The 23,570-nt window shown below is 34.9% G+C and carries 19 protein-coding genes, 1 riboswitch and 1 other annotated feature; of the genes, 4 read left to right on the forward strand and 15 right to left on the reverse strand.

The features are described from left to right. Positions 1-12: 12 nt before the first annotated feature. The 6 genes from I7822_RS10340 to I7822_RS10365 form a co-directional block, all read right to left on the reverse strand. Positions 13-912, reverse strand: coding sequence for an HD-GYP domain-containing protein (locus I7822_RS10340; RefSeq protein ID WP_243459398.1), 900 nt, complete (start codon positions 910-912; stop codon positions 13-15). Between the two features lie 259 nt (positions 913-1,171). Then, a complete protein-coding gene (locus I7822_RS10345) occupies positions 1,172-1,501 on the reverse strand; it encodes a ribosomal maturation YjgA family protein (RefSeq protein ID WP_243459399.1) in 330 nt (109 codons plus the stop codon). 447 nt (positions 1,502-1,948) lie between these two features. Next, positions 1,949-3,895, reverse strand: a complete 1,947-nt coding sequence (ltaS, locus tag I7822_RS10350; protein WP_207977706.1) for a lipoteichoic acid synthase — start codon at positions 3,893-3,895, stop codon at positions 1,949-1,951. Positions 3,896-4,252: 357 nt separating this feature from the next. Next, entirely contained in the window at positions 4,253-4,501 is a 249-nt protein-coding gene (locus I7822_RS10355; protein ID WP_243459400.1) for a hypothetical protein, read from the reverse strand. Positions 4,502-5,032: 531 nt separating this feature from the next. Beyond that, positions 5,033-5,677, reverse strand: coding sequence for a DsbA family oxidoreductase (locus I7822_RS10360; RefSeq protein WP_207977708.1), 645 nt, complete (start codon positions 5,675-5,677; stop codon positions 5,033-5,035). A 146-nt stretch (positions 5,678-5,823) separates the two neighbouring features. Then, entirely contained in the window at positions 5,824-6,474 is a 651-nt protein-coding gene (locus tag I7822_RS10365) for a peptidylprolyl isomerase (protein WP_207977710.1), read from the reverse strand. Between the two features lie 190 nt (positions 6,475-6,664). On the opposite strand from I7822_RS10365, the gene I7822_RS10370 reads away from it, so the two are divergent. Together I7822_RS10370 and I7822_RS10375 are read left to right on the forward strand one after the other, a co-directional pair. Beyond that, positions 6,665-8,578 carry a DUF294 nucleotidyltransferase-like domain-containing protein gene (locus I7822_RS10370; RefSeq protein WP_243459401.1) on the forward strand — a complete coding sequence of 638 codons (1,914 nt, stop codon included), beginning with the start codon at positions 6,665-6,667 and terminating at the stop codon, positions 8,576-8,578. A 6-nt stretch (positions 8,579-8,584) separates the two neighbouring features. Next, on the forward strand, positions 8,585-9,310 hold the full coding sequence (locus tag I7822_RS10375; RefSeq protein ID WP_207977712.1) for a 3'-5' exonuclease: 726 nt from the start codon (positions 8,585-8,587) through the stop codon (positions 9,308-9,310). Positions 9,311-9,358: 48 nt separating this feature from the next. Here I7822_RS10375 and I7822_RS10380 read toward each other — a convergent pair whose 3' ends face one another. Further along, positions 9,359-9,613: a hypothetical protein gene (locus I7822_RS10380; protein ID WP_207977713.1), complete on the reverse strand. Its 255-nt coding sequence runs from the start codon at positions 9,611-9,613 to the stop codon at positions 9,359-9,361. A 250-nt stretch (positions 9,614-9,863) separates the two neighbouring features. On the opposite strand from I7822_RS10380, the gene I7822_RS10385 reads away from it, so the two are divergent. Both I7822_RS10385 and dapA read left to right on the forward strand, forming a co-directional pair. Then, positions 9,864-10,877: a hypothetical protein gene (locus I7822_RS10385; protein WP_207977715.1), complete on the forward strand. Its 1,014-nt coding sequence runs from the start codon at positions 9,864-9,866 to the stop codon at positions 10,875-10,877. A 479-nt stretch (positions 10,878-11,356) separates the two neighbouring features. Further along, positions 11,357-11,534, forward strand: a riboswitch (Lysine riboswitch). A 228-nt stretch (positions 11,535-11,762) separates the two neighbouring features. Next, positions 11,763-12,650 (forward strand): 4-hydroxy-tetrahydrodipicolinate synthase, encoded by an 888-nt coding sequence (gene dapA, locus I7822_RS10390; RefSeq protein ID WP_207977720.1) that lies wholly within the window; start codon positions 11,763-11,765, stop codon positions 12,648-12,650. Between the two features lie 150 nt (positions 12,651-12,800). Here dapA and I7822_RS10395 read toward each other — a convergent pair whose 3' ends face one another. The 8 genes from I7822_RS10395 to I7822_RS10430 all read right to left on the reverse strand — a co-directional run bounded on the left by I7822_RS10395 (position 12,801) and on the right by I7822_RS10430 (position 23,544). After that, positions 12,801-14,876 carry a heavy metal translocating P-type ATPase gene (locus I7822_RS10395; RefSeq protein WP_207977722.1) on the reverse strand — a complete coding sequence of 692 codons (2,076 nt, stop codon included), beginning with the start codon at positions 14,874-14,876 and terminating at the stop codon, positions 12,801-12,803. A gap of 23 nt (positions 14,877-14,899) precedes the next feature. Next, positions 14,900-15,226 carry an ArsR/SmtB family transcription factor gene (locus I7822_RS10400; RefSeq protein WP_207977724.1) on the reverse strand — a complete coding sequence of 109 codons (327 nt, stop codon included), beginning with the start codon at positions 15,224-15,226 and terminating at the stop codon, positions 14,900-14,902. Positions 15,227-15,323: 97 nt separating this feature from the next. Then, complete coding sequence (locus I7822_RS10405) at positions 15,324-16,022, reverse strand: ZIP family metal transporter (protein ID WP_207977726.1); 699 nt, start codon at positions 16,020-16,022, stop codon at positions 15,324-15,326. Between the two features lie 149 nt (positions 16,023-16,171). Beyond that, positions 16,172-18,406 (reverse strand): AAA domain-containing protein, encoded by a 2,235-nt coding sequence (locus I7822_RS10410; RefSeq protein ID WP_207977727.1) that lies wholly within the window; start codon positions 18,404-18,406, stop codon positions 16,172-16,174. 423 nt (positions 18,407-18,829) lie between these two features. Beyond that, the gene (locus tag I7822_RS10415) at positions 18,830-20,533 is read right to left on the reverse strand and encodes a 2-isopropylmalate synthase (RefSeq protein WP_207977729.1); all 1,704 of its coding nucleotides are present in this window, start codon (positions 20,531-20,533) and stop codon (positions 18,830-18,832) included. An 82-nt stretch (positions 20,534-20,615) separates the two neighbouring features. Then, positions 20,616-20,872, reverse strand: a binding site (T-box leader). A 105-nt stretch (positions 20,873-20,977) separates the two neighbouring features. Continuing rightward, positions 20,978-21,760, reverse strand: coding sequence for an ABC transporter permease (locus tag I7822_RS10420; RefSeq protein WP_207978044.1), 783 nt, complete (start codon positions 21,758-21,760; stop codon positions 20,978-20,980). A 6-nt stretch (positions 21,761-21,766) separates the two neighbouring features. Beyond that, positions 21,767-22,570: an ABC transporter permease gene (locus tag I7822_RS10425; RefSeq protein WP_207977731.1), complete on the reverse strand. Its 804-nt coding sequence runs from the start codon at positions 22,568-22,570 to the stop codon at positions 21,767-21,769. Further along, positions 22,567-23,544: an ABC transporter ATP-binding protein gene (locus I7822_RS10430; RefSeq protein WP_207977737.1), complete on the reverse strand. Its 978-nt coding sequence runs from the start codon at positions 23,542-23,544 to the stop codon at positions 22,567-22,569. Before I7822_RS10430 ends, I7822_RS10425 begins: the two co-directional genes overlap by 4 nt. Positions 23,545-23,570: the final 26 nt, after the last annotated feature.

Here is a 23,570-nt window from a genome sequence, read left to right on the forward strand (position 1 = left end):
TTTAGTTTCCTCCTAGAGTGTGTGCTGCACAGCATTAAACGTATCGACGATGATTGGATTATACATCGTTCCACGACAACTGTTAATTTCAAGTATGGCTTCTTCCTTTGATCTTCCCTTTTGATAAGACCGATCAGTGGTCATGGCATCATATGAATCTACAACAGATATAATAGAAGCTTCAACTTCAATTTCATCTTTAGCTAACCCAAGTGGGTAGCCTTTCCCATCGTAACGTTCATGGTGTTGTTCGACAACTAGGCCAGCGCTTATTAGTAATGGTAGCTTTGTTTCCTCCAAAACTTGTCTCCCATAAGTAGTATGCAATTTCATTACTTCCCATTCTTCTTGTGTGAGCTTTCCAGGCTTTAGTAAAATGTCTAAAGGAATTTTAACTTTACCAATATCATGAAAGAAGGAGGCCATATTTAGTCGCAAAAGCTGTCTTGAACTTAATCCCATTGCTTCTCCAACTAGCATCGATAGTTTACTAATTCTAGCACAATGGTCCCCAGTATAGCCATCCTTTTTTTCGATCGATATTGCCAATTTCATTAAATCTCTAGAAATTTGACTGTAACGATGAAAAACAGGTTGCGAGGAAACATACAAAAATTCGGTTTTCCCTATTGATTGAAAAACATAATGTTCCTTTACAGGACTTCTATAAAATGAATCTCCAGTTTTATAGATCTCATATCCACCATTTGTGCTCAGTTTTAGTTCTCCTGAAACCACAATTAAATACTCGAGTGCTTCCCAACCTTCTTCAGGTTCTAAAGCCCATCTAGTATTAGGTTCAAGCCTATGATGGATAATCTCAGTCTGATCAGCTGAAGCGATAAGTGAAATGGTTAAACCTTTCATTTGAACTGTTTCAATAAAATGATTCTTATTTCCTATCCCCTTCATATGAACCTCTCTTCTCTTATATAATTCAGATGTCTTCACTTATTATAGTAGATGCTTGTACAATCGCATAGATTGTTTTGAGAAAATGAATATAATACCATATAACTATTGTCAAAAATAGCATTTATTTGTAATTAATGGGAATTTAATCATTAATTTTACCCAAACTAAAAATAGGGAAATGTTCTCATTCAGTAATTATCGTTTTTTCGTTTACGAATAAATAATAATAAAGGGAATCAAATAAATTCATGTATCTTTATCTATTGCTTAATATAGGTAAATACTTTTTTATAAAAAGCTCTATCACTATACTGATTAGAATACCTAAGCTATATCGAAGTAAATCAAGCCAAAGGAAACCTCTTCCAAGAATTAATCCACCAATAAGCGTATTTCTAATAGAATTTATCCAATCAGATTGAAAAAGTTGGCTAATTTCAATACCAAATGAAAACATCACACTAAAAAAGGCTGTTATAAGAATACTTCTCTGTTTTAGTATAAGCCTAAACAAAAAGAAAACCATACTTGCCCAAAACACATCCCCTAAGTGAACGGTAATTTCACTTGGAAAAGCATTTGTCATTCTAGATGTTAATCCTAAACAAATAAATACTAAGACTAAAAAGATATAAGTAATATTTTTGGACATAATAATCCTTTCGGCTAAATGAATTAGCATAATATCATAAGAATATTATTGTTACATCTTTATTAAAGGCTCTTATCTAAAAGATTGTTTTTTTTTTAATAGCGCCCTGCGGAAAGCGAGCATCCTCTCGCTGCAGTCAACCATTCCCCAATCCTTGTTATATAGCAACAAAGTTTGCGAAAACAGCCTTATTAAAACAAATTTTTCTAATATTCTAATAAACTCTCTTACTTATTATATAAATTAAAAATTGTACAAAAAAGCTGTTAAGAGAACGAATCTCCTAACAGCCTTTTAAGTGAAACTTCATTCAGCAAGGTTTTTCTTTGATCCCCACTAATTGTTAGTTCAATTTTTGTATCTTACGGGTTGCTGAATTAATTATTTAACTTCTGATTCTACATCTGATTCATTATGATTTGTATAATCATAATTTGATGGGTCAACTGGTTCAAATCCTTCAGGTGTATAAAAACGTAATAGATCTTGGTTTACAATTTTATCTGACATCTGAAGTTTTAATTGAGTAATTTGTTCGTACTGTTTTATTGCATCGGTTTCCTCAATTGGTTCTCCTGTATTTGCATCATAATATTTTCCATTCAGAGCAGTCACTTTTTCAGTAACAAAGTCTCCATTACGAAATGGCACTACTGTCTGATGGTCTTTAGAGAATAGATCTGTCCCTACTTGTACATATCCTTTTGTTTCAATACCAAGTAAATGCATGAGTGTTGGCATTAAATCAATCTGTCCACCATACTGATGCATTGTCCCCCCATCTTCACCTGGAATATGGATAAATAGTGGGACCCTTTGTAATTGAGCATTTTCAAAATCGCCTACTTCTTTGCCTAATACTTTAGACATAGCAGTATTATGATTTTCAGATATCCCGTAATGATCTCCATACATAACAATCATTGAGTTCTCATACAATCCAGATTCTTTAAGATAAGTAAAGAATTCTTTTACAGCTTCGTCTAAATATCGTGCTGTTTGAAAATAATTATCTACTGAACTATCGCCTGTTGTATGCTTCTCAATCGTTGCTTCATCTTGATCCATTGGATATGGGAAATGATTACTTACTGTAATAAATTTCGTATAAAAAGGTTGACTTAAGGATTCTAGCATAGGCATAGATTGTTTAAAAAATGGTTTATCTTTCAACCCATAGTTTAAAATATCTTCGTCTTTTGCATCATAATAACTTAAATCAAAAAACTTATCATAACCTAATGATTTATAGATCTCATTGCGGTTCCAAAAAGATTTCGTATTACCATGGAATACAGCAGATGTATAACCATTTTGACCTAAAATAGCTGGAGCTGCTTGGTAAGTATTTTGACCTTTTGTTGAAAAAGCTGCTCCTTGCGGTAAACCAAATAATGAGTTTTCAAGCATAAATTCTGCATCAGCTGTTTTACCTTGCCCAGTCTGATGGAAAAAGTTATCAAAGTAGAAAGTACTTGAATCCTTTGTTAACGAATTAAGGAATGGTGTAACTTCCTGACCATTCAATTTATAGTTAATGATAAAATTTTGTACTGATTCTAAATGAACGTAAATTACATTTTTTCCTTTTGCAATACCAAAGTAATCAGGATTTGGTTCAGCATAAATGGCATTTGTGTAATTCGTAACCTCTGTAATATCATCTGTATCTGCCATTGCACGTTGCGTTGTAGCTCTTGTACTTTGGATCGCATCGTAGATTGTAAAGTTATACATACCTAAATATTTCACAATATAGTTACGGTCAAACGTTCTTGTTAATAACTGTGGACGATCTGCTTCTGCTAAACTTAAGTTTACAGCGAAAAAACCAATCGCTGTAGCAAAAACCATAACTAACGAACGTGTTTTAACTTTAATAGATGTTGGTTTTACTAACTTAGTCAAAACTAATACTAATAAGATAATTGTATCTAAGAAATACAAAATATCATATGGTTTTAATAATGCTTCTATACTCTGACCTAAGTCACCTGCATTTCCTGTTTGTGTAAGTGTTGGGAGTGTAATAAAATCTGAGAAAAATCGATAATATACAATATTTGCATATAACAAGAATGATAGAAGAAAATCTATAACTATCATCCAAACAAAAGATTTTTTCCCTTTAAATAATAAAGCAAGTCCCAAAAATAGGATAGCTGAGCTAGCAGGGTTTAGGAATAAAAGAAATTCTTGCATCGCATTATCAATACCTAAACTAAACTCTACTCGATAAGCAGCATAGGTTTTAACCCATAATAAAACTACTGCAAGAGCTAAAAAACTAATATGGTTATTTAGAAAAGAAAATAATTTTGTTTTCATTGTTGCCACCTCTTAATTTTGAATAGACATAAGTTTATATCAAAATGAATTGAAAAATATTTTGATTAACAGTACTAAATACTAACGTATGTTTTTATATATTGTCAATCTCCCAAATTTAGGACAATCTTTATTAACGTATTGTGTTCTCTAGGATACAACATAATTATTAACAAATTATGAACAGTTTACTCAATTCATCTGTTTACTAAAAAATATATTGTTATATTGTCTTAATTACATAGATATTTCATCAAGATTAAAACCTTATTGTATTATATTCAATACAAAATGACCTATTCATCAAGTGAATGGCCATTTATATGAATGTCTTTTTCAAAAAGGAAAACTTTTGGTTCATTTCTGATTTTTCATTCGGTTCAACTCATCTACAAGTTGAATAGTACGTTTAGCGTTACCTTGTGCAAAATTTTGTAAGCGATCCTTTAACTCTTCATTATTATGAATTCTTTCTGCAGTCATGATATACTGCCTCATTAACTCATTTTCTATTTTGTATGATGCCTCAAGTACACCGATTAATAGATCGTCTGTTAACATATCTTCACGATCATGATCGCGATCGTAATCTTTGTTATGGTTCATTTATGCTTCCTCCTAAATCCATCCTAATTTCATTATGTTCATAAGAACATCTTGGAATACATTATTACTGACTTATCTTGATTTCAAAAAAGTCTTTTCGAAATTAATGTGCTTTCTATTAACATACATCTAGTACACGGCTTTTTATTCTATCTTAGGTTTAAAAAGCTGAGATTAATTAGAAAAAAGCCCAAAAAGAAAAGCGTGTAAAAAACTTTACACACTTTCAGATAAAAATTATTATGACTGTTGTTTCTTCCATTGTAAAAAGTAATAAAACATATGAACGACGAAATAAATGCTTACTACTAAATGTCCAAACATGTTCATATCCTCACTAATATAAGATTCAATTGTCATTTGCAGCATGATGACATTTATGATTAACATGATAAAAATGATGATATGTGATGTTTCTTATAATTTTTGATAAGACAAAACTGAAAATAAAAATGTTTGCTAAATGAAAAAAGGCTGACATTTTGCATGTTTGTCAGCCTCTTTAGTCAATCTATTCAATTTCCGTTGTTCTTATTTCTCTAGTTCTTCTACCCTAACCTTTTCCATTACTTCTAAGAATACATCAGATGGTTGTGCCCCAGAAATCGCATATTTGCGATTTATCACATAGAAAGGTACACCTGTTACACCGATTTGTTGTGCTTCTTGTTCTTGTACACGAACATCTACTTCATATTCATTGCTATTTAACATTGATTGCACTTTTTCTTGATCTAATCCAATTTCACTTGCAAGTTCTATTAACGTTTTCGTTTCTCCTACATGTCTTACTTCTGTGAAATAAGCTTTAAATAACCGTTCAACCATTTCATTTTCTTTCCCGTATTGCTTTGCTAATTGGATTAAACGATGTGCATTTAGAGTATTTGTTGCCTTTATTTTATCTAAATGATATGTCAATCCAATCTCTTTTGCTTGTTCTGTTAATTGCAGATTCATCGCTTTGATTTGTTCTTTAGAAGTACCATATTTTTTAGACAATAGCTCAACATTGTCCTCATCATAATGAACTTTTGCATCTGGGTTAAGTTCAAAGCTACGATACTCAATTTTCACTTCTTCTTTATGTTGAAATTTCGCTAGCGCCTCTTCCAAGCGACGTTTTCCAATATAACAATACGGACAAACAATATCTGACCAGATTTCGATTAGCATTAATTTTTTCCTCCTTCTAGGAAAAGATCACCTTTGAACACATCTTATCAATAGTGTTGATGGTGAGTAAGAAAATATGGATTAGTAAGTAAGTGGTTTACAAAGTTAACTCTGAACAAAGATGAGTCACACCCTTTGGAATTAACCTATTCTACCTTTTTAGGCTCAGGATATTCAATTCCAAACGTTTCAACGGTCACTTGTTTAATCTTTTGCTCCTCTAGTGGCTTGTCTTGTTGATCTGTTTTAACATCAACAATGCGATCCACTGCTTCCATTCCTTCTGTTACTTTTCCAAAAGCAGCATAGTCTCCATCTAAACTACTAGCATCTGCAACCATAATGAAAAATTGAGATCCTGCTGAGTTAGGTTCTTGAGTACGTGCCATGGAAATGACACCTCTTTCATGCTTCAACTTATTTTCAAAGCCATTAGAAGTAAATTCTCCTTTTATACTGTAATCAGGACCTCCTGTTCCAGTACCATCTGGATCACCACCTTGAATCATGAAACCAGGGATAACACGATGGAAAATGACTCCATCATAAAAACCTGATTCTGCAAGTGTGATAAAATTATTTACAGTATTTGGTGCGATATTAGGATAAAGTTCAACTTTAATCTCATCATTATTTTCCATAGTTATTGTCACAATCGGGTTTTCCTCAATGACTTGAACGGATTTCTTAACTTCAGATTCTTCAGTTTGAACTTCACCTGAATTATTACAACCTCCTACAATTGTAAAGATAACGCAAAAAAATACAACTTGAACAAATCTAAATTTATTAATCATGTCTAACTCCTTTCTTGTTGAAAAAGCTTCAATCTTTCTTTCTACACACATTGAAAAAATCCTTCATTAAACTAACAGTGGTAAATTTTCATTTTAGCTAGAAAATCCTATGTAATCTTTAAGTCTTTAACTTTGGTCCTGTTCTATGTTACCGTAAAAGTATACATGATACATAAAGGTGGTGTCTAACTTGGCAATAAACGATTTACAACATCTTTTGAAAGATTACTACCCCTTTACACTGTTAACTGACTTTCAGCTCCAAGAAATGGCGGATAAAGCAACGCTATCAACCTTTTCAAAAAATGAATTTATTTTTCATGAGGATCAATCAGTTGAAGAAATAGATCTTTATTTCCTTGTTTCTGGGCTAGCCAAAAATATTCTGCATCAAACGAATGGGAAGCAATTATCGCTTCGCTATTACTACCCTGGTGATATCATCGGATTAATGGTGATGTTTACAAGTGGTGAATTAAATTTTTCTGTTCAAGCTTTAGAGGATAGTATTGTATTTAAACTCAATAAGCGCCATTTTTTTGATATGATGACACGCAACAATGATTTTTCAAAAGTGATTTGGGGAAGCATCGGGGAACGTACAAAATCCTTGTATGACGAGATGAAAAATAAGACGTCTTACGAGGATGAGGAAAATGTCCAACTATTGAAAACACGTGTCAAAGGATTAATGGACTCCCCAATCTTTATTCATCCTGAGACAACGATGGAAAATGCGGCTTTCGTTTTAAAAGAAAAAGGTGTATCAGGATTGGTTGTTAGTAATAACGCCTCTAAAATGCAGGGAGTCCTAACATTCAGAGAGATATTACATTACATAACTGAGAATTCAAACAGAAATAGAGTAAAGGATTGGATGGATCAAACACCTTATACTGTTGAAGCTGATGCATTCGCATTTGAAGCCCTTTCCTTTATAAAAAATAAGGCAATAGAGTTTATTCCAGTTATTTATAATGAAAAAATCATCGGTACATTATCTAGTCGATCCTTTCTAAACCTCCAAGATTCTAGCTATTTGGATCTAACATACAATGTAAAAAATTCATATTCTCTAGACTCACTTTTAATGGAAGGACCACTAGTAAACACAACGCTCCATTCATTTGTTCAGAACTTAGTTGATAAAGAGAGCTATGCTTATGAAGTTGTAGAAGTAATCACAAATCATAACGACAATCTCCATAGACAAATTATTAAACTTACTGAAAATGAAATGAAATCTGAAGGCTATGGATCTCCACCGATTAATTACTGTTTTATTATTATGGGGAGTCAAGCACGACATGAACAAGGATTTCGTACTGATCAAGATAATGGAATGATTCTAAATGATTATGAACATTTGCCAAATAGGACAGCAATTGATGAGTATTTTAAGCTATTCACGAAAAAGGTAAACCATCATTTAAGCGAATCTGGCTTTCCTGAATGTGCTGGTGGAATTATGGCCAAAGAAAATAAATGGAGAAGGTCATTAACAGGCTGGAAAAATGAAATTGACGTGTGGAAAAAGGAGCTTGATGCAGAAGAAATTCAGAACTTTACAATGTTCTATGATTTCAGACCAATTTATGGTGATTTTTCTTTAGCAGAGATAATTCGAGAGTTCTTAACAGATAAAGCAACACGCTCAAAAACGCTGCAGCAGCTATTAATGAAGGATGCAATCCGTTATAAAATACCTGCTCACCCTTTTGGAATTATGAATTTAAAGCAAAAAAATAAAATAATAAACGTAAAAAAAACGGGTCTTACCCAAATTATATATTCAACGAGAATTAACGCGATAAAATACGGTATCCATGAAGTAAGTACTGTGAAAAGGCTTGATGCATTAAAAAAACTTCATGCCATGCATCCTAGAGACGTAGAAAACGCAAAAACAGCTCTTCACTATTTACATTTTTATCGCTTACAGCAAAATTTAGCAGAGTTAACCAATAATGAACCAGTTACAAATGAAGTAAACGTTTTTGAGCTTTCAAAAGAAGATCGCTTAAAAATAAAAGAAGCTTTGCAAGTTGCTCATCGTATGCAACAAATAACGAAGATCAGCTTTAATCGAAATCGGGTGGTGTAGTACAGTTTGCCGAATGATTTAAAAATCTTAAAATATTTTCTTTGGGACCAGCTTTTTTTAAAATATCATATCAGCAAGATGATTAGTTTACCTGACTATAAAGTAGCTGCACAAACCATCGAAGAATTTATGCACAGTCAAGCCGGTTTATTAAAAACAGATTTAGCCTCATGTACATTTACAATTTTCGATTTAGAAACGACCGGATTTTTCCCTGAAATAGGTGATGAAATTCTTTCAATTGGAGCAATAAAGGTGAAAAACTTTTGTATTCAATATGATGATGCCTTTTATACTGTCATGAAACCGATTAATAAGATCCCAAAAAACATTCAGGAACTTACAGGATTATCGTCAGATACTCTTGATAAGGCACAATCATTTCCAGTAGGATTAAAAAGGTTTCTAGAATACAGTAAAGGTAGCATACTTGTCGCACACCCTGCCACCTTTGATATTGAGTTCATTAAAAAGGTAATCAAACAATGGCAGCTCCCCTGTTTCTTACCAAAATATATAGATTCACATGTGTTAGCCAATGATTTATTTTCTGGAAAACGAAATTATTTAGATAATTTAATTGATCGATTAAATATCACGGAAAGAGAAAGACACCATGCTTTAAATGATGCGATTATGACTGCAGATATTTTTGTTCAACTGCTAAGGTCCTACAGAGAAACATCTATTACGATGGTTGATGAATTACTTGAAATTGAAACACACTCATGAAACATGAAAAGAACAGGCGTGAGTAAATTCACGCCTATTCTTTTCATGTTATATTTTTTTAAAGACTGCAACTTTTGTTTCAATCTCACCAACTTCAAGGTCAGTTATATGTGAAAAGCTATACACACATCCATACCCATCTATATCAAATAATGTCATTTCCATAAAGTCCTGTGGCAATTCGTGTAAATGCTTTAAAATGAGTTCATTTTCTGATTTGTAATAAAGATCCCCCTCCTGTAAGTAGTGAACAAAAGGATTTGTATCAAGACGATTTTCAATAGGAATGTTAACAAATTTCATTTAAAAGCACCTCACAATTTAGTTTTCTGTATTTTCTGATTATTTATATAATACACTAAAAGTTACTGTTTGAAAACTATTTTTTAAAAATTATTTGTTGTAAATTTTGGCATATTAAATCACAACAATGAAACAACACTACTATCTTCCTTAGATTCCTCAACTCTATTAATCCCTTTTATAATAAACAAATGATACCAATTACCTTAAAACTAATACATGTTAAAATAATAACAAGGATGTGACATGTATGCTGAAAATACGACAGTATTTTATTATATTAGTATTAATATTCCCCTTTCTTGTCAGTTTTGATTCAACTGATATAAATGGGCAATATTTTGCTTCCTATCAATCTCCTGAAGGAATCCAGTTTGTTAGTTATTCAAAAGAGTGGGATAAGACAAAACTAATTGATTTGTATAAGACGCTTATAAAAAATAAACATGGAAAAGAAATTGAACGTTTAAAAGAAGTAAAAATAAACGGTGCTCCTCTATCATCTTCGTTAACTAAAGGGAGTTATCACGCTTTAACAAGTACGATCACGTTATATCAAGGTGATAAGTACACAGAACCTTCTGACTACCAGGAGACACTTTCACATGAATATGGTCATCATTTTGCTTATCATTATTTTCCATCCCACCACCTCCCCTTCTCTGATTGGCTATCGGTACGTGGGATCGATGTATCTGAGGTACGTTGGGATGCTTTTTGGAATTACGAAGAAAATAATCATGCATATTACCCGCAGGAAATTTTTGCAGATGATTATGTGTTATTGTATGGTGCAACAAATGAGGTTGAGGCAGTTGATGTATTTAATAACGAAGCTTTCTACCTAAGAACTGATCATGAAAATCAACAGTTTCCTAATGTGCTAGAAAATCGTGAGCTTCGTTTATTTCTTGAAGAGGAAAGTGGAATAAAAATTGATGATGATCGTCTACTCGAATCCCCAAGGTTAGCTGAATGGAATGACACGAAGGCTTCATACGTCATTACTGAAAAACCAAATGTAGCATATCGTTTAAATCTTACATTTCATAATTTAGAAAATAACGATGATAAGAGTGAGCAATTTGAGCTTTACGAGATTACAACAGATAATAGCAACGAACGTATAGAATTTTCATTCGATCAAATTGATCAAGACGTTTTTTCTAATTACGATTACGTTACAGCCAACATAGATGTAGTTGATTTATCAACATCTATTGGCTTTCAAACTGAGGAGATTACCTTAGAATTAAATATGTAAGTTTCCTCTAAAATCCCAAGGAACTCCGCTAGTTCCTTGAGGATTTTATTATTTTCAGTTTTATATCACAACAATGTTCTCGAAGTTTGTGGATATCATAGGCTCTTTTCTAAGAGATTGTTGCTTTTAAAACGAAAACTATTTTAGGTTGATAGAAGCGGAAGTGCGAGACTCCTGCGGGAGCAGCGGGACAGGTGAGACCCCGCAGGCGTTTACGTCGAGGAGGCTCACCGCCCCGCGGAAAGCGAGCATCTGGAGCTGCAATCAACCACCGCATTACTTGGTAAATAGCAACAAAGTTTGGCGAGTCAGCCTTATCATAAAATAAAATACCACGACGATCGGCCTTTCTCCCTAACCCTACCTTATTAATATGTAAAATCAATTCCAAAAAACTTTCGGAATTACCCTTGCAAAAGATCGAATCTTCTGTTATATTACAGTCAACTAAAAATATTTTCTTACTTCAATAAATTTGGAGTGAGGATAGAGGCGCAAAGACATTAGTACACAATATGAGGAGAATGAGGTCCTATGATGATTGTGGAAAGGGGAATTTGCCGAAGTGGATAGAATCTCATGTTCTTGAAGCTGGTTCTGCTATTGAATAAATGCAGGACTGTCATATAGGAAACTATATGGAGGGCTATCTTTCGCACGGGAACGATTTTTGATACATATTGTTTCTAAGCAGCAGCGAATCCCTCGTTGTTGCTTTTTTGCGTTTATTTATGAATGGCCCTTACCACCTCTAAATTTCAGGCACTGTTTATGCTCACTGTTGATATTGGCACTTCGTTGATTGGAGCGAACGCTGGCAGCAGAAATCAACAACCAAGTTTAACAGAGCCTAATTTTAAAAAACTATATAAAGGGTGTGAAGTTATGAATTACGGCCAAGTTTTAACAGCAATGATTACCCCGTTTGATCATAATGGTGAGGTTGATTTTAACGCAACAAAAAATTTAGTGAATTATTTAATAGCTAATGGTTCGGATGGATTAGTTATAAATGGAACAACTGGTGAGTCTCCTACATTAACAACAGAAGAGAAAGTTGATCTATTCAAATATGTTGTACAAATTGTAAATGGTAGAGTTCCAGTCATCGCTGGAACGGGATCAAATAACACGAAAGCTTCTATTAGCTTAACTAGTCTTGCAGAAGAAGCAGGTGTCGATGGAATTATGCTTGTTACTCCATACTATAACAAGCCATCTCAAGAAGGAATGTATCAACACTTTAAAGCAATTGCGGAAACAACATCATTACCAGTAATGCTTTATAATATTCCAGGTCGATCTAGTGTCAACATGTCTGTAGAGACCATCGTTCGTCTCTCACAAATAGACAATATTGTTTCCATTAAAGAAGCAAGTGGTGACTTAGATGCAATGGCAGAGATCATTAGCAAAACACCTAATGATTTTTCGGTGTACAGCGGAGATGATGCACTAACATTACCCCTTTTAGCTATCGGTGGAACGGGAATCATCTCAGTTTCATCACACATCATTGGGAATGAAATGCAAGAAATGATTAATAAATTTAAAGAAGGTGATGTCACTGGAGCTGCTTCCTTACATCGCAACCTTCTCCCTATAATGAAAGCAATGTTTGCTGCACCTAACCCAACACCAGTAAAAGCAGCGTTAAATATGAGAGGAATACCTGTTGGTGATGTTCGTTTACCACTGATTCCATTAAACAAAGAAGAAAAAATAGCACTTCAAGCTACCCTACAAACTAGTAACCTAGTAGAAGTTTCTTAATGAATGGCTCTGTTAAACTTGGTTGTTGATTTCCGCTCAATCAACTAAGTGTCAAAATCAACAGTGACTCTAACAGATCCTAATGGATAGAAAAAAGCCCACATGAGGAGCAAGATTTCTCCATCTTCATGTGGGCTTTCTTTTAAGTTCCTACATAGTAGCTTTTTCTTTTTTCTCATAAAGCACTGTTAAGCTAATTAATGTGACCAAAATCGTTGCTCCCATATCTGATAAGATCGCAATCCAAAGTGTTAAGAGCCCTGGAATCGTTAATAGTAAAGCAATCAGTTTTAACCCGAGCGCTAACGTAATGTTTAATTTAATAATTGAATTAACTTTTTTAGCAGATCGAATCGCTGATGGTAACTTCCCTAGATGATCTTGCATCAAAACGATATCAGCTGTTTCAATTGCACTATCTGTCCCTTTCCCCATTGCAATTCCGAGATCAGCGGTAGCAAGTGCTGGTGCATCATTTATTCCATCACCAACCATCGCAACCTTTTCATTTTTCGAGAGCTCTTTTATTTTTGCTACTTTTTCATCTGGTAATAGACTAGCGAAAAACGAAGTTAGACCTACCTTTTTCGCAACCTTATCCGCTGTTTTTTCATGATCACCAGTTAACATAATCGTATTATTAATACCTGCACTATGAAGATTCGCTATTACAGCTGCACTTTCTTCACGAACCTGATCAGAGATTCCCATGATGCCGAGAACGTTTGATTCATTTGCTAAGATCACTAATGTCATTCCTGACTCTTTAAAGTCTATAAGATCCTGTTTGACTTTTTCTGTAATTTTAAGATGGTTTACATGGGATTCATTTCCTAAATAATAAGTAACACCCTTCATTTTTGCGATGATTCCACTACCAGATACTGTTGATATTTCATCAGGCTCATCTAAGGGTAATCCTTCTGCTTCCCGTATAACCGCTTTGGCGATTGGATGTGATGATGACTTCTCAATCGATGCAGCAATTTGTAAAAAAGTTGGATCGTACGCCACAAGATCTTCTACATATGGCTCCCCTTTTGTCAGCGTACCAGTTTTATCAAAAGCAATCGTTGTAATCTTTCCTAATTGCTCTAAAAATACCCCACCTTTAATAAGGATTCCATTTCGGGCATTTTTTGTAATACCTGAAACAATCGCAATCGGTGACGATAACACTAATGCACAAGGACAGCCTACGATTAAGACCGCTAAGCCTTGGTAAAACCAATCCCCCCAGCTACCGTTGAATAATAGTGGTGGAAGTACCATGACAATAACAGAGATTACCATAATTAATGGTGTATAGTATTTCGCAAATTTATTAATAAATAATTCAGTTGGAGTTTTCGTTTCTTGTGCTTCCTCAACAAGATGAAGAATTTTTGCTAATGAAGAGTCCTCATACGCTTTCGTAATTTTGACTTTAAGAACACCTTCATTATTTATACTTCCCCCATAAACTGGTTCATCAATTGCCTTTTCGACTGGCATTGATTCCCCAGTAATTGCCGCTTCATTAACAGAGCTTTTCCCTTCGATCACAATTCCATCAGAAGGTATTTTTTCACCAGCACGAACTAAGACAATTTGATTTACCTCCAAAGATGCAATCTTTACAATTCTTTCATGACCATTTTCGAGGATCGTTGCCTCTTTCGGAGCAATCTCTAGAAGCTTTTCCATCGATTTTCTAGCTTTTTGCATTCCAAGACCTTCTAAATATTCATTAAGTCCAAAGAGTATCGCAACAAGTGCTCCTTCCTTCCACTCACCAATACTAAGAGCACCGATAAGAGCAATAGTCATGAGCGTTTCGATATTGAATTTTAACTTTAGTAAGTTTTTCAAGCCTTTAAAAAATGTTTGGTATCCACTTAATGCTGTCGCAGCTAGAAATAATCCAATTGCCACATATTCATTGATCCATTGTTCAGTAATAAAAGCAGCGATATAGAAAAATACTGAAATAGATAAAAGTGCGATCCAGTTTACACCCGTATGATGCTCATGATTGTGACCTTCTTCTTCAACGTTTTCAATATATGCTCCATCTGATGATAAAATCTTATTCACTTTTTTCATGTCAATTGTACTGGCTAATTTAAGTTTTCCAGTATTATAGCTTAAAGACGCTGTTTCCCCTGAAGGTAACTTGTTGATTTCCTCCTGTAATTCTCTTGTACAATTGGCACATGTTAAACCCTTTACTTTATATTCGTTCATTTTTCTTCACTCCATATAAAAGCTTAATGATGCTGTGCATGATGAATTGTTTGCTGTAATACATTCATCACATGATCGTCATCGGGTGAATAATATAATGTTGTCCCTTCTCTTCGATACTTAACCAAACGTAAATTTTTCAAAAATCTAAGCTGGTGTGAAACAGTTGATTGCATTAGTGAAAGCTTTTCAGCTATTTCATTCACGGAATGCTCCTGATGTGATAATAAGTGTAAAATTCGAATCCTAGTTGGATCACCTAATGCTTTAAATGTTTGTGAGACGATAAAAAGTGTTTCTTCATCAAGCTGTTCTGTTTGATCTTTTTCATTATTTAATGCTTCATCCATTAATTAACACCCTCTTTGTGATAGTATATATCAAAATATGAGTATATGTTCATATTATCTGATTTTATCATAAAAAAAATATTGGCTATTGTCAATCTTAGCCAATAATTAATAGCAATCCTGCGATAAATATCCCTATCAATACGCTGAGCCAATGGAGGGATTGATATCCTTTTTTTAATGATGGTAAAAACAACTCAAAAATGGCAACATATCCAATCGTGCTACTAGCCACACCAAGTAACACACCTAAAAAATGACTATTACGAATTGGAAAAATACTACCGATAAGAGTAAAGCCGTATAAGCTTAAACTTAAAAACACGAGTGAAACAAATAAGTGACGTAGTTTTAGAGAAGAGGCAAAATAGATCATCATTAATGTCATACCCTCTGGAATATGATGAAAAACAACTAAATGAAATAAATGTCCATCATGATCAACATGATTTCCCAAAGCTAATCCAGATGGAACATTATGTAAGGTAATCGCTAAAATAAGAAAGTAAAACGATGCTGTCTTATCTCTTCCTCGATGGTGAGAATCATTATGCATAAATTTATCAATCATCACCATCAGAAGCAATCCTACTATTATACCGAGAAACACAGATACAGTCTTATATTCTGAAAAACTGTGTGGAATTAATTCTAAAAACAGAACTCCACATAACACGCCTGCACAAAGGGATAAAATATAGTCGATTTTTACCTTTAACCATTTAGAGATGAAAATCGACAGACAGGCCCCTGTTAACAGAGAGAAAAATACAGAAAAACATAATGAAACTCCCACAGTTTCCCCTCCAAAACTCTGTATATACTCTTAGATAACTATAACTAGTTCTATGTTTACCGCGCTTTGTTTAGTACAAGTTAATCGTGGGATTACTACCAAAAGTTCTTCATATGAACTAATTCATGAGACACCATAGTCGAATAAAATTATAAAAGCTGTGAAAGAAAATAGTCGACAACAGCTTTTGAGGTAATGCGAGCAGCTACGTATGGAGGTCTAACGTAAACAGTTGCTTCGACAGGTAGACCTAACCATAACTTCTCTTGATCAATGATAATGAACGGAAATGAGACAGAATGCATAATAACCTTATCAACTTTTACGTTCTCTATTTTTTCAGATGTCATAGAAGTTAGTAATACTTTGTCATTTCTGTTGTTTAAAATGGTCTCCCACTCTTTTGTTAACTCGTTCCCAGATGGCAAGCCTATAAAAATCGATTTCCTCGCTTGATGAATATCTTCAATCATTAAGTCTAGTTTCTTTGCATGTATCCAAGTTAATTTAGGATGTTGATTTTTTATCCAAGCACCTACTTGATGTGGTAGGATTTGCTGCTCATGTTTAAACTGATGGTCAACGAGCTTGCGGATCGTTTTCGTACGATAAACATTGGATTGTATAAAATGATGATCACAAATATGAATGAATTTTCCTCTTGTCCTTGTAATCGCAACATTGATAAGCCGTTCACTATCTTTGCCAACTAACAGCATTCCCGGTCGATCCTGAGGATAACTATCAACGGTATCAAACAACATTACATCACGTTCACTGCCTTGAAAACGATGAACAGTCGCTGAAATGATGTCTGCGTCTTGAAGCTCAGTTAAATAGAGGTCTGATAATAAGGTCTCCATCAAAATTGCCTGAGCTCGATAAGGTGTTACATACCCTATTGACCTAGATCCAGCTAAGTAGGATTCATGAATAAGCTGAAAGGACAAGAGTAATTGCCATAGATTAAACCTCGAGTTCGACGATTTTTCACGGAGACAATGACTTCCTGTAAAACTACTATCTAAAAGAACAGAAGCACGATTTGGAAACGGAGCTCTTTCTAAAATTGCATGTCTCGAGGTTTTTACACTTTCATGATCACCTACTAGAGAATCATATATATATTGATTCGTAAACGAAGAAATATCAGGGTGCATTCGTCTTTGTTCTTTTAAAAGAAACAAGTGCGGATGTGATTTTTTTCCATTATCAAGCCAATCAACGACCCCGGCCTTATGAAATATATCCTCCCTTAACCACTCATCCACTAGCGGACTTCTTGCTGCTGCAATTGGCGGAAGCTGTTTAAAATCACCGCAAATAATAACACGAGTACCTAATGATGCAGCAAAGCCCACCTGTGGAACATATGCCATACTTGCTTCGTCAACAATGACAAGATCGTAGTCCTTTTCATATATGGTCGGATCATTTGCTGCCTTTGAAAGTGTTGTTCCAATAATATCGGCATCTTTAACAAATTGGATTTCCTTTTGGCGTATTTTCTCTAAAACATTGGTAAGTTTTCCTTCAATCTCCAATAAACGCTCAGAGTCGCGTCTGCTAAAAGATCGCCCTAGATCATGTTTTATTAATCTGCGCTCCTCTTGCAAACTTAGTTTTTGCTTTGCTAAGTCTGGATTTCGTTTTGTAATAAGTTCAGTAGTTGTAAGAGAAGATTCTGAAGCGATAGTAGACTGTGATCCATACCGTAACAAATCTCCTTCACGAAACCGACCTTTTTTATCGATGAAACGTGCAATTTCAGTCATTAACACATCTACTGCCTGATTACTTTGTGAAAGAATAAGAACACGATTCCCTTTAAAATATTTATTTGCCGCTACTCTTCCAAGTGTATAGGTCTTACCTGTTCCAGGGGGCCCCCAAACAAAAGTTACCGGATTATATTTACTTCTTAACACCAGCTCATGAACATTTGATTTTATTTTATCGGTTGGATGTTTAGCTTCATTAGAAGGGTTCATCAATCTTTTTATCCGAGCTCGTTTACGTTTACTTTCATTAATTTCATCAAGGCGATCATGTAACTGGTCTAAAAGCTCCCAAGGGTCATGTAGGAGAAATAATTCGTTAAGATCATTTCCTAACGATTGTTCTAGAGAAACGATCACACTATTCCCCTCTGAAGAGAGGATACGGCCACTTATTGTTAATTTCCCAGATTCCATTCTTATCGTTGACCCAACTGGAATTCGGATAGGAGAAGACGTATCGAAATAATACGTAAATGTCCCATCATTCGTCATTAACTCCCCATTTTTCACGTAATATTTAGTGCTTCCATATGTTTTTAAGTGCATGATCTCAGCTCTTAAAGCTTTCTGCCATGTCTTTATATAAAAATTCGTTGAACGCATGTTGTCAGCTTCCTCTTTTAATTATAAAACACTGTTTTAATCTCTTTATTAGTATCGACACATACTATACCATCTTACTAACTGAAAAACTATTTTACTTTGCCCAAATATTTATTTATTCAAGTCTTTTTTCAAGGCTCTTTTCTAAGAGATTGTTACTTTTAAAACAAAAACTTATTTGGTTGATTGGAACGGATTGCGAGACTCCTGCGGGAACAGCGGAACAGGTGAGACTCGGCAGGCGTTTACGCCGAGGAGGCACACCGCCCGCCCCGCGGAAAGCGAGCATCTCTCGCTGCAATCAACCACACCGCATTACTTGGTAATTAGCAACAAAGTTTGGCTAGTCAGCCTTTTTCAAACACACAAAAAAGGCTGACTCAAGACAAGCGTCAGACCCTCTTGATTCAACCTCTTTTTTACTTATTTGTTTGTCACAGAAAAATCCATTTCAATTGGGAGACTTACACTCTCAGTCATTTTATTAACGGCACTAAACAAAGCTTTTACAGAAGAGGTCATAATATCCATATCAACCCCACAGCCCCAATAAACAGTACCGTCTAGAGCGGTAATCCCTACGTAAGAAACAGCGTTTGATCCCGAGCCTATTTCTTGAGCATGCTCCTTATAGACCAAATCTGTATATTTAATACCAAGCTTGGTTTGTAGTGCGTTACTGATTGCATCTAGTCTTCCGTTCCCTTCGCCAGCAACCTCTTCAAGCTCACCATTTATTTTGATCGCTACGATGGTTTGGTAATCATCATGCTTAGTAAATTGGTAATTGACAAACTCGACAGGTGCTTTGATATTGACATATTCCTTTTGGAAAATGTCATAAATTTCATTAGGCAAAAGCTCTTTTTGCTGATGATCTGATACATTTTTAACAATGTACCCGAAGTTTTCACGCATTTTTGCTGGTAAATCAAGGCCATATTGTTGCTCAAGAAGATAACCGATTCCACCTTTACCAGATTGACTGTTAATCCGGATGACATCTCCTTCATACTCTCTACCAATATCATTTGGATCAATTAACAAATAAGGAACCGTCCAATGCTCGCATTCGTTTTCCTCACGCCACTTCATTCCTTTAGCTATTGCATCTTGATGTGAGCCTGAAAATGCAGCAAATACAAGTTTACCACCGTATGGCTGTCTTTCATAAACCTTCATTTTAGTCATACGTTCATACACAGCAATGATTTCTTGGATATTTTCGAAATTTAATTCCGGATTCACTCCATGTGAAAACATATTTAGAGCAAGAGTTACAATGTCTACATTCCCTGTTCTTTCTCCATTTCCAAATAATGTTCCCTCGATTCTTTGTCCACCGGCTAGCATTCCTAATTCCGCATCCGCAATACCGCTTCCTCTATCATTATGTGGGTGAAGTGATAAGATAACATTGTCTCTATACTTCATATGATCACTCATGTATTCTATCTGACTTGCATAAACGTGTGGCATTGACATTGAAACAGTAGCTGGCAAATTGATTATTACCTTATTTTCAGCGGTCGGCTGCCAAACATCAAGAACCTGATTGCATATCTCAAGCGCAAATTCCACCTCAGTGCCTGTAAAGCTTTCAGGTGAATATTGGAACTTAAAGTTCCCTTCCGTTTCAGAAGCATATTTCTGAAGAAGTTTTGCACCAGTAACAGCAATGTCGATAATTTCTTCTTTAGATTTTTTAAATACTTGTTGACGCTGAGACACAGAGGTTGAATTGTATAAGTGTACAACTGCTTGCTTTGCACCTTGAAGTGATTCAAACGTTTTCTTGATAATATGTTCTCTAGACTGAGTCAAAACTTGAATGGTCACATCATCCGGAATCAAATCCTCTTCAATCAATGTTCGTAAAAAAGCATATTCTGTTTCAGATGCTGCTGGAAAGCCAACTTCAATTTCCTTGAAACCTATTTTTACAAGCAATTGAAAAAATTCTAACTTCTCCTCTAGTGTCATTGGAACAACCAATGCCTGATTTCCATCCCTAAGATCAACACTACACCACATTGGAGCCTCAGATATATACTCTTTTTGAGCCCATTTCATGCTTGGCTCTGGCGGCATAAAGTAACCTCTAGCATACTTTTTATAATTTTCCATTTTTTAAGTCCACCCTTCCATTTATCATACATATTTTTATTTAGATACATTAGAACGCAAAAAAGCCTTTCATCTCTAAATTAAAAGAGACGAAAGACTGTTAAGATCTCACGCGGTACCACTCTAATTCATACCAAATTGGTATGCACTCAGACAGATAATGGTTATATTAAACCTATATCCTCCTACTATAACGGTTAGGCTCCGTCTCCACCTACTCTTAACTATTTCAGCGAGCTACTTCAAGGTGAGTTCGGATTTTGTCTACGACTGTTTTGCACCAACCAACAGTTCTCTGTACGCGTTTAAAACCCTACTATTCCTCTTCAATGTATTTAATATTTAGAATATTATATCAAAGGAAATTTAGGTTATCAAGTTAATTCTTTAAAAAAATAGTCGAACAACATACATTATAAATTTCCAAGTGTAAACTTTTAATGATCACGACCCAGTCGACCGATAATGTCTAACTCCATATTGCCATATGAGTAAACAAGGAAGGATAAAAATGATTCCAGCAATTGGAGACATCATATGTAGGAGTGTGTTTCCTTGATTTTTATCAAGAATGTAGAGCAACGGCAAGTAATTGACACATCCAAACGGGATTATAAATGTAAAGAATTTAGAAACCCATTTATGATAGATATTTAACGGGTATTGGGCCATCTCTCTTCCACCATCTGTAAATATATTTACCACTTCGAGACCTTGGATTGTCCAAAAGCACATTGTAGCAGCAAGTATGAAAATCCCAGTAAAAATACATACACCGCTGACAATCATAAGTAAGAGGGTAATTACTTTAAAAAAGTTCCATTCTATGGAAAGATTACTTAATGCCCATCCCAAAACAAATAAACTTTGGAGTAGCCTTCCAAATCTCGTAAACTCAAATTTTGATCCTAACACTTGAATGAAGGTGCTTCTTGGACGGACAAGCAGTCGATCAAACTCACCCTCCTTTACAAGACTAGAGAATGAGTCAAACCCACGAGCAAAACATTCACTTATAGCAAATGCCATATGTATAACCGCAAAACAAAGTGCTACTTCAAAAAAACTCCAGCCTTTAATTTGCCCGAAGCGTTCAAATAAAAAATACAAACCGGCAAAGACAGTGAATGGAATAAAGAATTGTCCGATCGATAAGAGCCAAAAAGATGTTCGATATTCCATTTGTGATTTAAATAAAATTCTAAGATATTTGAAATAAATACTCACCAAGAATCATCCTCCTTGTACAACCACTCTTCGTAAAGCTTTGTCAAAAGCATATCTTCCCAATAAAATAAGAACACTAAGCCAGCCAAGTTGAATGAATAACCCTATAAGTGCTTCATCCTGTGGAATGTGTCCAGAATAGACCCTGAAAGGAAAATCTGCCGTCAAGCGAAATGGAAGCAAGTAGGCAATGTTTTGCAGCCATGATGGCATAAGAGGGATAGGAATGGTTAAACCAGCAAAAAATTCCCCTATGATCCCAAACACTAACAATGAGCCAACTGGAGACATCGTCACAAAGACAGAAATATAAATAAACATAGAAATTGAGACTAATAGAAGTAAACCTAGAATCATTGCTGAAAGAAATAACATGAAGGTTGTTATGCTAGGTGGTAGTGTCATTTTGTATGGTTGCGGTAAAAAGAAAGCTACAATTAGAATGGGAAAGCATCGGAGTAACACACTCGACAAGCGCTGCGCTAAAAGTTTTGTATACCAAAATCCGTAGATTCCGCATGGTCTACAAAGTTCATACGCAATATTTCCACTTGTGATTAAATCGAATAATTCATTATCACGAAACCAAAGCATGATGAAAGCAAGAAAAGCCTGTTGCAGCCAAATGTAAGTAATTAATTCAGTAAAAGAAATAGGTGGTGTATGTAAGGAATGTTGGTAGAATGCTTCAAATATCATGATATACATGAATCCCCAAAAAAATTGTGTCGCCACTCCTGCCAAAGCAGCTGCCCTGTACTGCATTCCAGTTAGTAGCCGTAGCTTCAAAACGGAAAAATATGCATTCATATTTCATACTCCTTATATAATTGTACAATAATGTCTTCAATCGGTTGTGCTTCTATAGAAACATCGAGTAATTCGACCTTGCTTGATAGTTGGGAAATTACTTCCGATACCATTACCTTCTCCGTATCTATACTTATAATAGCCCGTTCAGGTGACCAAGAAAGCAAAGAAGTACCAGAAATTTCAAATAATTTTAGCGTCTCACGATAATCTGCAGTAATTGTTCTAAGTGTCCCAAATCGACTCCTAAGTTCATTCAATTTACCGTCATACAATAAGCTCCCCTTTCCGATTAAGATGACTCTGTCAGCTAAAGCCTCGATATCATTCATATCATGCGTGGTAAGAATGACAGTAACTCCCTTTTCTTTATTAATTGTTTTAATAAACTGGCGAACGGCAATTTTTGAAACGGCATCAAGTCCAATAGTTGGTTCATCCAAAAATAATATTTTCGGACTATGTAAAAGTGAGGCTGCGATTTCACAGCGCATTCGTTGTCCTAAGCTTAATTGTCTTACTGGGGAATCGATGAGACTTTGTAAATCGAGCGTTTCGACGAGTAGATTAATATTATCTTTATATTCTTTTTGAGGAATTTTGTAAATATCACGAAGAAGTTCAAATGAGTCCATCACAGGTACATCCCACCACAGCTGAGTGCGTTGTCCAAAAACCACTCCGATATTTTTAACATATGAAACTCTGTCCTTCCAAGGAGTGTACCCCATAATACTACAGGTTCCTCCGTCAGGAACCAAAATACCGCTCATTAACTTTATCGTTGTAGATTTACCTGCCCCATTTGGACCGATGTAGCCTACTATTTCCCCTGGTTCAATAGAAAAAGAGATATCTTTTAACGCTTCAACAATAAAATGCTCACGAAAAAACAGCGCTTTCACAGACTGCCTCAATCCAGTAGTCCTCTTGGCAACTTTGAAGGATTTACTTAAGCCCTCTATAGTAATCAATCGTTTTCCCTCCTAACATTTTGAAT

The organism is Metabacillus bambusae (assembly GCF_017497975.1).
GTDB lineage: Bacteria > Bacillota > Bacilli > Bacillales > Bacillaceae > Metabacillus > Metabacillus bambusae.